12 protein-coding genes are annotated in these 14,198 nt (G+C 66.8%); 7 read left to right on the forward strand and 5 right to left on the reverse strand.

The genetic code is table 11. The features are described from left to right. Positions 1-688 precede the first annotated feature (688 nt). Entirely contained in the window at positions 689-1,798 is a 1,110-nt protein-coding gene (locus tag ATO4_RS09520; protein ID WP_083591288.1) for a catalase family protein, read from the forward strand. A gap of 134 nt (positions 1,799-1,932) precedes the next feature. Further along, positions 1,933-2,319, forward strand: a complete 387-nt coding sequence (locus ATO4_RS09525) for a hypothetical protein (protein WP_083591289.1) — start codon at positions 1,933-1,935, stop codon at positions 2,317-2,319. Between the two features lie 124 nt (positions 2,320-2,443). Here the strand turns inward: ATO4_RS09525 and ATO4_RS09530 are convergent, their stop codons facing one another. Next, entirely contained in the window at positions 2,444-3,688 is a 1,245-nt protein-coding gene (locus ATO4_RS09530; RefSeq protein ID WP_083591290.1) for a saccharopine dehydrogenase family protein, read from the reverse strand. Between the two features lie 38 nt (positions 3,689-3,726). Then, positions 3,727-4,824, reverse strand: a complete 1,098-nt coding sequence (gene nspC, locus ATO4_RS09535) for a carboxynorspermidine decarboxylase (protein ID WP_083591291.1) — start codon at positions 4,822-4,824, stop codon at positions 3,727-3,729. 354 nt (positions 4,825-5,178) lie between these two features. Here nspC and ATO4_RS09540 point away from each other — a divergent pair, with 354 nt between their 5' ends. From ATO4_RS09540 to ATO4_RS09560, 5 genes are all read left to right on the forward strand, one after another. After that, entirely contained in the window at positions 5,179-5,691 is a 513-nt protein-coding gene (locus ATO4_RS09540) for a DUF29 domain-containing protein (protein WP_176222925.1), read from the forward strand. A gap of 862 nt (positions 5,692-6,553) precedes the next feature. After that, on the forward strand, positions 6,554-7,669 hold the full coding sequence (locus ATO4_RS09545) for an ABC transporter substrate-binding protein (RefSeq protein WP_083591293.1): 1,116 nt from the start codon (positions 6,554-6,556) through the stop codon (positions 7,667-7,669). Between the two features lie 90 nt (positions 7,670-7,759). Further along, on the forward strand, positions 7,760-8,677 hold the full coding sequence (locus ATO4_RS09550; RefSeq protein WP_083591294.1) for an ABC transporter permease subunit: 918 nt from the start codon (positions 7,760-7,762) through the stop codon (positions 8,675-8,677). Next, positions 8,665-9,501 carry an ABC transporter permease subunit gene (locus ATO4_RS09555; RefSeq protein ID WP_210191047.1) on the forward strand — a complete coding sequence of 279 codons (837 nt, stop codon included), beginning with the start codon at positions 8,665-8,667 and terminating at the stop codon, positions 9,499-9,501. Before ATO4_RS09550 ends, ATO4_RS09555 begins: the two co-directional genes overlap by 13 nt. Then, positions 9,498-10,565: an ABC transporter ATP-binding protein gene (locus ATO4_RS09560; protein ID WP_083591296.1), complete on the forward strand. Its 1,068-nt coding sequence runs from the start codon at positions 9,498-9,500 to the stop codon at positions 10,563-10,565. Before ATO4_RS09555 ends, ATO4_RS09560 begins: the two co-directional genes overlap by 4 nt. A 172-nt stretch (positions 10,566-10,737) precedes the next feature. Here the strand turns inward: ATO4_RS09560 and ATO4_RS09565 are convergent, their stop codons facing one another. Genes ATO4_RS09565 through ATO4_RS09575 form a run of 3 tightly spaced genes read right to left on the reverse strand, consistent with a single transcriptional unit; the run spans position 10,738 to position 14,194 of the window. Next, positions 10,738-12,324, reverse strand: coding sequence for a gamma-glutamyltransferase (locus tag ATO4_RS09565; RefSeq protein ID WP_083591297.1), 1,587 nt, complete (start codon positions 12,322-12,324; stop codon positions 10,738-10,740). 12 nt (positions 12,325-12,336) lie between these two features. Beyond that, positions 12,337-13,662: a TRAP transporter large permease subunit gene (locus ATO4_RS09570; RefSeq protein WP_083591298.1), complete on the reverse strand. Its 1,326-nt coding sequence runs from the start codon at positions 13,660-13,662 to the stop codon at positions 12,337-12,339. A gap of 4 nt (positions 13,663-13,666) precedes the next feature. Then, positions 13,667-14,194: a TRAP transporter small permease subunit gene (locus ATO4_RS09575; RefSeq protein WP_210191048.1), complete on the reverse strand. Its 528-nt coding sequence runs from the start codon at positions 14,192-14,194 to the stop codon at positions 13,667-13,669. Positions 14,195-14,198: the final 4 nt, after the last annotated feature.

Here is a 14,198-nt window from a genome sequence, read left to right on the forward strand (position 1 = left end):
CCTCGTCGGCCCTTCCTCACGTCAATAGGTTTGATGCACGGGAAGGAAAGAGTCCACCGCGCCAAACGGCTTCTCCCCCGCGCAAAAATCGGGCCGGCGGTGGCTCGGCGGGGCTGCCGCCGCGGCCGGGACCCTCGGCCCCCGCCGCCCCCGGTTCCGACGGGGGCATGATCGCGTGCCGGCTCGCCGGGCGGCGATCGCCGGCTCGGCCGCGGCGGATTTCCGATCGACGTCGCAGAACCGGTCAAAGCAACAAAGCGTCGTCATCCCGGGCTTGACCCGGGATCCATTCCTTTGCCCTGGAACCAGCCAGTCGCTTTAGAAGATTCAACGGCTTCGGATTGGTCTGTCACTGCGGCGTCGATGATTTGGAATGGATCCCGGCTCAGGGGCCGGGATGACGAAGCTTGGATCGTCGCAACATTCTTCCCGCGTCGATGCCGCCAGCAGGAACTGCCGACGAAGAACCGGACAAGATGTGTGAACCTTGTCGATGCTGTCCGGCGGGCGATCGTCGCAGCGTCGTGGAACTCTCTCCGGACGACAGGGATTTGCAGGATGACGCCCCCGGCTCGAACACACGCTTCGGGTTTCGTCTGGCGCCGTCTTTCCCCACGGCCGACCCGGTGGCGATCGGCGCGGTGAGAGACGGGGACCTTGCCGGTGCGTCGACGACGAAGAGAGTGACATGATCGAAAGAAGCCTGCTCGCCCCGCCCATTCCCTTCGCCCCGTCGGTCGAGACCGCCGATCCCGGCGAGGCGGAGACCCACCAGGCCCTGAACGAGGTCTTCGCCGGCATCGTGACCGCGACGCACGAGGATCTCGGCAAGGCCGAGCGCGGCGTCCACGCCAAGAGCCACGCGCTGCTGAGCGGCGAATTACGGGTCGAGGACGATCTCTGGCCGGAGCTCGCGCAAGGCATTTTCGCCGAGCCCGGCCGGACCTACCCGGCGCTGATCCGCCTCTCCTCCATCGCCGGCGATCCGCTGCCCGACCAGGTGCAGCTGCCACGCGGCTTCGCCCTGAAGATCCTCGGCGTCGACGGCGAGCGCCTGCCCGACGCCGAGGGCGACGTGACGCAGGACTTCCTCTTCGCCAACGGTCCCGCCTTCGGCATAGCGGACGCCGAGAGCTTCCTCGGCCAGTTGAAGCTCCTGGAGACGACCACCGACCGGGTGGAATGGGCGAAGAAGGCGCTGTCCGGCGTCCTCGGTCCGGTGGAGAAGTTTCTGGAGATGCTCGGCACCGGCTCGACCACGCTGATGAAGCTCGGCGGCTATCCGCGGCGCCATCCGCTCGGCGACCGCTACTTCACCCAGGTGCCGATCCGCTTCGGCGACTATGTCGCCAAGCTCGACCTCGTCCCCGCCTCGCCGGGTTTCCAGGCGCTCGCGGGCGTCGAGCTCGACTATGCCGGCCGCGCCGACGCGCTGCGCGAGGAAGTCGACCGGACGATCCGCGGCGAGGGCGGCGCGTTCTCGCTGCGGGCCCAGCTGCGGCGGAATGCCGAGACGGATCCGGTCGAGGACGCCTCGGTGGCCTGGCCGGAGGACGACAATCCCTATCTGCCCGTCGCCACCCTGACGATCCCGGCGCAGCCCGGCTGGACCGCCGAGCGCTCGAGGCGCGTCGACGACGCGACCAGCTTCCACCCCTGGCACGGCATCGCCGCCCACCGGCCGCTCGGCAACATCATGCGCGCCCGCCGCGCCGCCTATCCGCTCTCGGCGAAGCTGCGCACCCGGCTGAACGGCTGTCCGCTGCACGAGCCGAAGGCGATGCCCGAACTGGACTGATCCCAAACCAAGCCCGGCCGCCTGCGACCTAGGCGCCGCCGGTGTGCCCTTACGGATCGTCTGGAATTCCTCTAGGAAGCGGGCGATCCGGCCGCCTTTTTCGCGGCCCCCGCGAATCCGAATGGGAACTCTTCATGTACGAAACCCTGGTCAAGGCCCATGGCGGCCTCGCCCTCCTGGCGCTGCTCCTGTCCATCGGCTGGACCGGCGTCGCCATGTCCGCCCCCTCCGGCGTCGTCAGCGCCGTCTCCGGCATGCGCAAGGGCGTCTATGTCGGCGCCGTGGCGCTCACCAGCCTCGTCGGCCTCCTCGGCGTCGTCCTTCTCGCCATGATGCCCGCCTGGGCCGGCCAGGGCTTCACCTGGGTCGGCCTGATCGTCCTCGTCGCCTATCCGATCCTCGGTGCCAGAAGCCGCCGGGCCGTCGCGAGCGGCGACAAGAGCATGGCGATCGGCCTGTCGCTGGCGATGCTCGCCGTCCTCGTCTTCACCTATTGGGTGATGGTCGCCAAGCCGTTCTGAGGCCGGAAGAACCGCTCCACGAAACAGCATCGGCCAAAGAAAAGGGGCGGACCCCCGCGGCGCCGCCCCTTTTTCCGGTCTCAAGATCCGCGCCGGAAACGCGTCAATCCGGCGTTCCGCCGCCTCACGCGGCCAGATCGACCGTCACCGTTTCGCCGTTCACCTTCACCTCGGTCGGCAGGCCCATCTTGCCGAGGAGATCGAGGAAGGGCTTGGGCGGCAGGTCCTCGACATTGACCATCGTCTTCACGTCCCAGGTCCCGTCGGCGATCAGAAGCGCCGCCGCAACCGGCGGCACGCCGGCGGTGTAGGAGATCCCCTGGCTGCCGACCTCGTTGAAGGCGTCCTTGTGGTCCGCGACGTTGTAGATGAAGACCTCGCGGTCCTTGCCGTCCTTCTTCCCCTTGACGAGATCGCCGATGCAGGTCTTGCCCTCGTATTCCGGCGCGAGCTCGGACGGGTTCGGCAGGCACGCCTTGACCACCTTCAGCGGCACGACCTCCTGGCCCTCCGCCGTCGTCACCGGCTGCTCGGACAGGAGCCCGAGATTCTTCAGGACCGTGAACACCTGCACATAGCGCTCGCCGAAGCCCATCCAGAACCGCACGTCGGCGTCCTTATAGCGCGCCGAGAGCGAATGGATCTCGTCATGGCCGGTCATGTAGGTCGGCCGCTTGCCGACCACCGGCAGGTCCCATTCCCGCGGCACCTCGAACATCCGGTTGGTCTGCCAGGCGCCGTTCTGCCAAGAATAGACGACGCCGGTGAACTCGCGGAAATTGATCTCTGGGTCGAAGTTCGTGGCGAACCACTTGCCGTGGCTCCCGGCGTTCACATCGACGATGTCGATCGAGGTGATCTCGTCGAGATACTCGTCCTCGGCAAGCCGCGCATAGGCGTTGACGACGCCGGGGTCGAAGCCGGCGCCGAGGATGGCGGTGATGCCGGCCTTTGCGACCTCGTCGCGCCGCCGCCACTCGTAATTGCCGTACCAGGGCGGCGTCTCGCAGATCTTCAGGGGATCCTCGTGGATCGCCGTGTCGATATAGGCCGCGCCTGTCTCGATGCAGGCCGACAGCACCGACATGTTGACGAAGGCCGAGCCGACATTGATGACGATCCCGGCCTTCACCTTGCGGATCAGCGCCACGGTCGCCGGAATGTCCAGCGCGTCGAGCTCATGCGCCGCGATCACCCCGTCGACCTTCATCGCGCCCTTCTCGTGGACGGATGCGACGATCGCCTCGCATTTCGACCCGGTGCGCGATGCGATGTGGATCTCGCCCAGCCGGTCGTTGTTCTGGGCGCATTTGTGCGCCGCCACCTGCGCCACGCCGCCGGCGCCGATGATCAGGACATTGGTCTTCATCAGATGTCGTTCCCCTTCAGGACGGTCTTCGTTCGGCCTTACGAGAGGCTCTGCTCGTAGTCGTCATAGGTGAAGTCGCGGGCGATGCGGACCGACCCGTCGAGCCCCTTCACCGCAATCGCCGGCATCTTCACCCCGTTGAACCAGTTTTTCTTGACCATGGTGTAACCGGCTGCATCCTGAATGGAGATGCGGTCGCCGATTTCCAAGGGTTTCTCGAAGGAAAACTCCCCGAAGATATCCCCGGCGAGGCACGACTTGCCGCAGATCATCACCCGGTGCGGGCCAGTGTTCGGCTCAAGCTTGGCGCTTTCCCGGTAGATCAAAAGGTCGAGCATGTGCGCCTCGACCGAGGAATCGACGATCGCCAGCTCCTTGCCGTTGGTGAGCCGGTCGAGGACGCTCACCTCCAGCGTCGTCGTCTTGGTGATCGCCGCCTCGCCGGGCTCCAGATACACCTGGACGCCGTATGTCTCGGCGAAGTCCTTCAGCCGCCGGCACAGCGCGTCGACCGGATAGTCCTTGCCGGTGAAATGGATGCCGCCCCCGAGGCTCACCCAGTCCACCTGGCTGAACAGATGGCCGAATTTCGCCTCGACCTTGGCGAGCATCGCGTCGAACAGCGCGAAGTCGCCGTTCTCGCAATTGTTATGGACCATGAAGCCGGAAATCTTCTCCAGCACCGCTTCCACCTTTGCCGAGTCGCCTTCGCCGAGCCGCGAGAACGGCCGGGCCGGATCGGCGAGATCGAAGCTCGACGTCGACACCCCCGGATTGAGCCGCAGCCCGCGCGTCATCCCGGCGCTCTGCGTCTCGAACCGCGTCAGCTGCGAGATCGAATTGAAGATGATCTTGTCGGCATGTTCGATCACCTCGTCGATCTCATGATCGGCATAGGCGACCGAATAGGCATGGGTCTCCCCGCCGAACTTTTTACGCCCGAGCTTCACCTCGTTCAGCGACGACGAGGTCGTCCCATCCATATGCTGCGCCATCAGCGGAAACACCGCCCAGGACGCAAAGCACTTCAGCGCCAGGAGCACCTTCGCCCCGGACTTCTCGCGCACTTCGTCCATGACGCGCATATTGGCGAGGAGCTTTTGCTCGTCGATCAGATAATAGGGGGTCTGCAGCATGGCCCGCCCTGTTCGCTGTGGTTCCGGATGAGCGCCGGTGTTTAGGCGAGGGGGGCGGGGGGTGCAAGGCTTGCCGCACGCGACGTGGCAGAGGTTGGCGCTTGCCTCTCCACTTTGTCATCCGCGGCCCGTGAGGGCCGGGGATCCATGCCCCGCCGTGTCAGGAGCAGTCCGGTTCCGGAGAAACGCGCCCTGAGGTGGCAGATGCCACCACCGTTGCGCTTGTTTCAAATGAAGGCAGCTCCTGCCCGGCATGACGCGGCAAAAGCCACTCCATTCTCGGCACGCCCTTTGCGTGCCGCAGACTGTCCCTGTAAAACGGTTCTGAAGAGGCAGGGAGCAAGGGACATTGCCATGGCCCCGTCGCAGCAGCACGACACAGACTTCTATCGTTGGACGCAGGATCAAGCCGCCCTGTTGCGCGCGTTGCCGCGCAGTTCCAATCTTCTTGACATCGACAACATCGCCGAGGAAATCGAGGACATGGGGCGTGCCGAGATCAAGGAAATCTCGAGCCTGCTCAGACAAACACTCGTTCACCTCGTCAAGATTGCGTGTGATCCCGAGGCTCCATCCGTTGCTCATTGGGTGGGAGAAGCGTCCGGACTTCAGGGCGATGCCGTGCTCGCATATTCACCCGGACTAAGGCAGCGGCTGGACTTACCGAAAATCTGGAGCGTGGCCAAAAGGAATGCGACCGACTCGTTGGCGGAGTACGGCGTCGTGGTTCCGCCGTTGCCGGAGGAATGCCCGCTGACCTTGGACCAACTCCTCGACGCGAATTTCAGTCCGCGAGAGGCGGCCGCCGAAGTTTCAGCGTGCACCCATTCAGACGACACCGATCAGGGTCAAGGTCATCGTCGCTGAGGCTCTTGTGGCTTTTGCTACCGAATGCTGGAGAAGCGGGGAGGGCGGCGTCCCTTCCCGCGATGTGGGCCGAGTGCCGCTGGCGGCATTCGCCAGAGCCTCCGCGCTGCGGGTTCGTCCTGAGGCGTGACCGGCGAGGCGACGGCGCGAGCGCAGGGCTTTGCACCCCGCCGCATCGGCGCCCTCGAAGAAAGATATCCCCACCCCCATCCATCACCCCTACGATCTCCCCGCCGTCTTCCCTAGGGACACGAATGATCGCCGGGATCGTTCGGGAAGGCGGGCGGTGTCCGCGGCGTGGCCCCTTCCGGAGGGGTTCACGGCTCGGACGGGTCTGAGGCTCCGCCGGCCCCTCGCGTACTACGGCGCGGGTGCGGATCGGTCCGCTACAACGGGAGGTCCTGAAAAGGGGGCTCCCGTGAAGCGCCGGCAGCCGGTGAGCGCATTCGGTGCGGCCCTGCGGCGAAAGCTGCTTGTGCCGGGCAGGATGTGGCAAGCCAGAAGGGCCCGAGAAGACACCGTGCGGAACGCCGGAGGCGAGCCGTAACAATACAAAGTTCGGAGGGCTTGCCTCCGGCGTTCCGCTGTCCCTTTCGTTTTGAGGGGCGGCGATCAGATAACGCCCGCGCCCTCGAGGGCCGGGCGGCATGGTCCACACCCTGGGCGCGCCGCGCCGCCGGGCGTTTTCGCACGCCTGCGATGGCCGGCGAGCGGCGGCGGCGGGCGGCGGAACCGACGCTGCGTGACCGCCCGTCAGGAGCGACACGCAACTGTCACCGGCCGGTGCTACGCTGCGTCGCCGCCACAAAGGCGCAACAGATCATTGGCCGCGCCTCCTGCACGGCCCAAGAGGGCTATTGCCATGACAATCCGTCGTTCGATCACCGCGGCTCTCGCCGCGACCCTGTCGCTGTCGACCAGCCTTGCCTTCGCCCAGTCGTCCGGCACGCCGATGTCGATGGACGAGCTCGTCGCGGCCGCCAAGGCCGAAGGCCAGCTGACCACCATTGCGCTGCCCCACGACTGGTGCGGCTATGGCGAGGTCATCGCCGCCTTCAAGGCGAAGTATCCCTTCCTGACGATCAACGAGCTGAACCCCAATGCCGGCTCGGGCGACGAGATCGAGGCGGTCAAGGCCAACAAGGGCAACACCGGCCCGCAGGCCCCCGACGTCCTCGACATCGGCCTGTCCTTCGGCCCGGCCGCCAAGGCCGAGAACCTCTTGATGCCCTACAAGGTCTCGACCTGGGAGACGATCCCGGATTCGGCCAAGGACCCCGAGGGCTACTGGTACGGCGACTATTACGGCGTTCTCGCCATGGGCGTGAACAAGGACATCGTCACGGACGTGCCGACCAGCTTCGCCGACCTGAAGAAGTCCGAATACGCCAATTCCGTCGCCATTCCGGGTGATCCGCGCACCGGCAACTCGACCATGATGACCGTCTATGGTGCCGGCGTTGCCGCCGGGGCCGAGGGCGGCGCCGAGGCGGCCGCTGCCGGCACGGCCTTCTTCAAGGAGCTGAAGGAGAACGGCAACTTCGTTCCGGTCAACGGTTCGGCCCAGAACATGGCGCAGGGCACCACCCCGATCCTGTTCGACTGGGACTACAACGTCCTCGCCATGCGCGACAAGCTCGGCGGCAACCCGCCGATGGAAGTCGTCGTCCCGTCCGACGCCGTCATCGCCGGCGTCTACGTTCAGGCGATCTCGGCCTATGCGCCGCATCCGAACGCCGCCAAGCTGTGGATGGAGTATCTCTATTCGGACGAGGGCCAGCTCGGCTGGCTGAAGGGCTATTGCCACCCGATCCGCTTCAACGATCTGGCCGCCAACAACAAGATCCCGCAGGATCTGCTCGACAAGATGCCGCCGGCCGAGAACTACGCCAAGGCGATCTTCCCGAGCCTCGACGAGCAGTCGGCCGCCAAGGCCGTCGTCGCCGACAGCTGGGGCCGCGAGATGGGCGCGCAGTAAAAAGCGTCACGCGCAATCCGATCCGACGGATGCCGGCCTTGCCCGGCATCCGTTTGTCCGTGTTTCGGCAGCATGGGGCGCTGAACTGTCATGACCACTCAAGAATCGGTCGCAAGGCCGCAGACGCGGCCGATCTTTCCCGGCCAGCTGCCACGCCTGCCCGGCGGCCTCGCCGGCAGCTGGCTCGGCCTGGCGCCGTTCTTCGCCTTCGCGCTTCTGTTCCTGTTCCTGCCGATCCTCTACCTCGTCACCGGCGCCTTCCAGAACGCCGAGGGCGCCTTCACGCTGCAGAACTTCGCCGAACTGACGACGCCGAACATCATGGCGGCCTATTCGCTGTCGATCCGGCTCAGCCTCGTCTCGGCGCTGCTCGGCACCATCGCCGGCGTCCTGCTCGGCTATGCCGTCATCCTCGGCGGCCTGCCGCGCTGGGTGCGGCCGATCTTCATGACGTTCTCCGGCGTCGCCTCGAATTTCGCCGGCATCCCGCTGGCCTTCGCCTTCATCGCGACGCTCGGCCGCATCGGGCTCGTCACCGTCATCCTGCGCGACGTCTTCGGCTTCAACCTCTACGGCGCCGGCTTCAACCTGTTCTCCTTCTGGGGCGTCGCGCTCACCTATCTCTACTTCCAGCTGCCGCTGATGCTGCTCATCGTCGCGCCGGCGCTGGACGGCCTGAAGGCCGAGTGGCGGGAGGCCGCCGAGATCCTCGGCGCCAGCCGCCGGCAATACTGGCTGATGGTGGCGCTGCCCGTGCTGATGCCGTCGATCCTCGGCTGCTTCCTGCTGCTCTTTGCCAACGCCTTCGGCACCCTCGCCACCGTCTATGCGCTGACCGGGTCGCGCTTTGCGGTGGTGCCGATCGTCCTCTTCCAGCAGATCCAGGGCAACGTCCTTTACAACCCCAATCTCGGCTATGCGCTGGCGGTCGGCATGGTGGTGATCATGGCGGTGTCGAACACGATCTATCTCGTCCTTCGCACCCGTGCCGAAAGGTGGCAGAAGTGAAGAAGTCCTTTCCGGTCTTTTCGACGCTGATCGTCGTCCTGACGGCGTCCTACTTCCTGATCCCGCTCTATGCGACCTTCCAGTTCTCGCTGCAGATGATCCGCGGCGAGTGGAGCCTTGCCGCGTATCGCTCGGTCTTCAGCAGCGACATCTTCTTTGCCACGGTGAGCTTTTCGGCGGTCGCCTCGCTCGCCGCCATCGTCGTCGGCGTCCTGATCGTCGTGCCGACCGCCTACTGGGTGCGCCTCAAGCTGCCGAAATGGCGCCCGGTGGTGGAATTCGTCAGCCTGATGCCGCTGATCATCCCGCCTGTCGTCCTCGTCTTCGGCTATATCCGCCTGTTCGGCTCGAGCTCGTTTCTGCCGTTGACCCTGAGCAATGCCGGCACCAACCTCCTGCTCGTCGCTGGCTATGTCGTCCTGTCCCTGCCCTACATGTACCGGTCGGTCGACAACGGCATGGCGGCGATCGACATCAAGACGCTGACCGAGGCCGCCGAAAGCCTCGGTGCCTCCCGTCTTCGCACCATCGGCACCGTGATCTTCCCGAATGTCCGCTCGGCGATCGTCTCGGGCGCCTTCCTGACCTTCTCGATCTCCTTCGGCGAGTTCGTCATCGCCAGCCTTCTGAACCGGCCGGCCTTCGGCCCCTATCTGGTGCAGATCGGCCAGGATCGCGCCTATGAGCCTGCGGCACTCGCCATCATGTCCTTCGCCCTCATCTGGGTCTGCATGGTGCTGATGCAGCTCTTCGCCACCCGCAAGCCCGGCGGGCGCCTGTTCCCCCGCCGCGGCTTCAAGCCAGCAAGGACCGCCACGCCATGAGCTTTCTGAGGATCGAGGCGGTGACGAAGAGCTTCGCCGCCAATACCGTCGTGAAGAATTTCGACCTGTCGATCAGGAAGGGCGAGTTCGTCTCCTTCCTCGGCCCCTCGGGCTGCGGCAAGACGACGATGCTGCGGATGGTGGCGGGCTTCGAGCAGCCGTCGGAAGGCACCATCACCATCGACGGCGAAGACGTCACCGGCCTTCCGGCGAACAAGCGCCGCATCGGCATGGTGTTCCAGGCCTATGCACTGTTCCCCAATCTGTCCGTCCACGACAACGTGGCTTTCGGGCTCAAGGTCGCCGGCAGGCCGAAGCGCGAGATCGGCCCGCGCGTCGAGGAGATGCTGAAGCTGATCGGCCTGCCGCATCTCGGCGACCGCTACCCCTATCAGCTGTCCGGCGGCCAGCAGCAGCGCGTGGCGCTGGCGAGGGCGCTGGCGCCGAGCCCGCGGGTTCTCCTCCTCGACGAGCCGCTCTCGGCTCTCGACGCCAAGATCCGCGTGTCGCTGCGCGAGGAGATCCGGGCGCTGCAGCGCGAGCTCGGCATCACCACGATCTTCGTCACCCACGATCAGGAAGAGGCCCTGTCGATGTCGGACCGGATCGCGGTGATGAGCGGCGGGCGGATCGACCAGTGCGACACGCCCTTCATGATCTACAACCGGCCGAAGACCCGCTTCGTCGCGGGCTTCGTCGGCACTCTGAGCCTTCTGGAAGGCGTGCGCGGCCCCGGTCGCTCGGTGACGGTCGACGGCGCGCCGATCGAGCTCGCCGAGACGCCACAGGTCGCCGAGGGCGACCCGGTGACGCTGACGCTGCGCCCGGAAGCGGCGAAACTCGAGCCTTCGGCGGACCGGACCAATCGTCTGAACGGCGCGGTGGAAGACGCCAATTTCATGGGCTCGGTGGTCCGACTGAGGGTCGCGACCACCGGGGGGACGATCCTGGTCGATACCTTCAATCGCTCGACCACCCCGCCGCCGGCGCGTGGTGAAAGGGTCGACATCTACTTCTCGCCGTCCGACGTTGCGGTGATGGAGGCCGACGGGGCTTCGAGGTGATGCGGCGCCCGGGGTTCCGTGCCGCTGCTGCGGCGGCGCTCAGGAGCCCGGCCCGGCCCGGTTCGAGGGTTGCTGAACGATCGCGCGACGACAGGGGCCCGACCGCTCGAAGAGCGGCCGGGCACCTCGGGATGAGGGCGCTATGCGGTGGCACGTATAGCTGCGGCGGCGTTCAGAACGCCAGCGCCGCCCCGTCGGCGCGGGGGTCGCTGGCGCCTTCGAGGACGCCGGAGGGATGGCGCACCACGGCACCGGCATGGCCGGCAAGATCGGAGAAGGCGGGGATGATCTCGGTCTCGTGGCCGGCGGCGCGCAGCTCTGCGACGAGGCCGGGATCGAAGCGGTCCTCGAGCTTCAGCGTCGTCGTGGCGTCCCCCCAGGTCTTGCCGAGCAGCCAGCGCGGCGCCGTCACCGCTGTCTGGAGATTCTCGCCGAACATGGCATATCTGGTGAACACCGCCGCCTGCGTCTGCGGCTGGCCTTCGCCGCCCATGGTGCCATAGGCCATCACCCGGCCGTCGGTGAGCTCGGCCAGCGCGGGGTTGAGCGTGTGGAACGGCCGCCGGCGCGGGCCGACCTGGTTGGGCCCGGGGGTCAGCGAAAAGCCCGCGCCGCGGTTCTGGAAGAAGACGCCGGTCTGCGGGCATGTCAGCCCCGAGCCGAATTCCCAGAAGACGCTCTGGATGAAGCTCACCACCGTGCCGTCCTTGTCGGCCGCGCCCATCCAGATCGTGTCGCCGGCCTTCGCCACATGCGGCCAGGGCAGGGCGCTCTTGGTATCGATGCGCCGGTGCAGCTCGGCGATGGCCTCTTCGAGGAGCCAGTCGGCCGCCGGCCGGGTCATGAAGTCCGGATCGCCGAGTTCGGCATTCCTGAGGATGAAGGCCTGCTTGGTCGCCTCGATCAGCCCGTGGACATGGTCGAAGCCCTCGGCCCGCGTCACGCCCAGCCGGTCGAACAGGGCGAGGATCATCAGCGACGAGACCCCTTGCGTCGGCGGCACCATGTTGAACAGCCGGCCGGCCGAGATCGTCGCCGACAGCGGCGCGACCGTCTCGGCCTCGTAGCGGTAGAAATCGTCGAGCCGCAGCGGCGAGCCGGCGGCTTCGAGAAAACCGGCATGGGCCTTCGCGATGGACCCGCGATAGGCGGCGTCGAGGCCCTCGGCCACGAGGGTGCGCAGCGTCTTTCCCAGCGCCGGCTGCCGCAGGATCTCGCCCGCCCGGGGCGGGCGGCCGTCGAGGAGGAAGGTCTCGGCAAAACCGGGGACGTCTTGAAGGCCCGCCAGCTTTGCCGCGGTGCAATCGGCCTGGTTGCCGGTCACCACCATGCCGTCTTCGGCATAGCCGATCGCCGTCTGGAGGAGATCTTCGAGGGGCAGCCGGCGGGCCGGATCGACGAGGCCGAGCGCCGCCTGCCAGCCGGCGATCGTGCCGGGCACGGTCAGCGCCGCATGCGCCCCGCGCGCCGGGATCGCCTCGGTGTGGCCCCGTGCCGCATACCACTCGGGCGTCGCCAGCCCCGCCGCCCGGCCGCAGCCGGAGATGCCGACCGGCGTCTCGCCCGGCCGGTGGATGATCCAGAAGCCGTCGCCGCCGATGCCGTTCATGTGCGGGTAGACGACGGCGATGGTCGCGGCCGCCGCCACCATCGCCTCGATGGCGGTGCCGCCCTTGGCGAGGACCTTTTGCCCGGCCAGCGCCGCCGCCGTATGGGGCGCGCTGACGCAGCCATTGAGGCCCCTGGCGCTATTCAGCATGATCGTTCCTCCTCACCATCCGATCGCCTCCGGCAACCATAATGCCAGCTGCGGGAAGAGGTATACCAGAGAAAGTCCGACCAGTTGGACCGCGATGAAGGGCACGACGCCGCGATAGATGTCGCTGGTCCGCAGCTCCGGCGGGGCGACGCCCTTCAGGAAGAACAGTGCCCAGCCGAACGGGGGGGTGAGGAACGAGGTCTGCAGGTTCACCGCGACGAGGATCGCCACCCAGGCGAGATCGACGCCGGACTGGTGCAGGACGGGCAGGAACAAGGGCAGGGCGATGTAGGAGATCTCGATCCATTCGAGGAAGAAGCCGAGCACGAACAGCAGCGCCATCAGGAACAGGAGCTGGCCGTCGATGCCGCCCGGCACGAAGGCGAAGGCGTCCTGCACCAGCCGCTCGCCGCCGAGGCCGCGAAAGGCCAGCGAGAAGACCTGGGCGAAGATCAGGATGAAGAACACCATGGCCGAGGTGACGAAGGAGCCGCGCACCACCTCGGTCATCACCTTGAGATCGAGCCGGCCGGAGAACAGCGCCAGCAGGAAGGCGCCGAAAGCGCCCATGGCCGCCGCCTCCGTCGGCGCGGCGACCCCCCCGATGATCGAGCCGAGGACGAGGAAGATCAGAGCCAGCGGCGGCAGGACCACAGTGAGGAGGCGCCTGCCGAGTTCGCCGCCGGAGACCGCCTGACGTTCTTCCAGCGGAATGGCGGGCACCTTGTGCGGCAGGACGATGCCGAGGCCGATGACGTAGACGATGAACAGGCCGGCGAGCAGCAGGCCGGGGATGAGGGCGGCGGCGAACAGCGTGCCGACGCTCTCGCCCATGATGTCGGCGAGGAGTATCAGGACGAGGCTCGGCGGGATGATCTGGCCGAGGGTGCCGGAGGCGCAGATGACGCCGGCGGCGACGCCCTTGTCGTAGCCCCGGCGGATCAGTGGGTTGAGCGCGATCAGGCCCATCGTCACCACCGTCGCGCCGACGACGCCCGAGGCCGCGCCCATCAGGACGCCGACGAGGATGATGGCGAGCGCCATGCCGCCCTTCAGCCCGCCCATCGCGAGCCCGATGACGTCGAGGAGGTCCTCCGCCATCTTCGAACGCTCGAGCATGATGCCCATGAAGATGAACAGCGGCAAAGCGAGGAGGGTGTAGTTGGTGACGACGCCGAAGATGCGCGCCGGCAAAAGGCCGAAGAGCAGGCCGCCGAAGCCGACATAGCCGAAGACGAGGCCGGTCAAGGCGAGGCAAATCGGCACCGGCAGCCCGCCGAGCAGCAACAGGAAGAAGGCGCCGATCATCGCCAGCGCCAGGATTTCGTTGACCGGCATGAAATCAGCTTTCGGTGGGAGAGGGTGGCCGGTGGCCCGCCAGCGCGGCGATGTCGAAGACGAACCGCGCGAAGGCCTGCAGCCCGAGAAGCAGGAAGGCGGTGGGGATCGCGGCCTTGAGGATCCAGCGATAGGGCAGGCCGCCGGGGTCGGCCGAGCTTTCGCCGAGCGCATGGGACTGGGCGACGAAGCCGAGGGCGAGCCAGGCGATCAGCAGCGAGATGACGCCGAGACAGAGGGCGCCGAAGGCGTCGACCATCCGCTTCGCCCGCGGCGAGAACGAGCCGTAGAGGACGTCGACGCGGACTTCCTCGCCGCGGTTCAGCGCATAGGGCATGCCGAACAGCGCACCGACCGCCATCAGGTGCCATTCCATTTCCTGCAGGCCGACGACCCCGTAGGAGAACAGGTAGCGGGCGATGACGTTGAACGCGATCAGGAGCACCATGGCGAGGGCGGTCCAGGCCATGGCCTCGCCGACGATGCGGACGAGGCGATCGGCCCCGTCCGCAATCTTGAGAAGGACCGTCACGATG

Origin of the sequence: Aurantimonas sp. 22II-16-19i (assembly GCF_002088275.1) — a bacterium.
GTDB lineage: Bacteria > Pseudomonadota > Alphaproteobacteria > Rhizobiales > Rhizobiaceae > Jiella.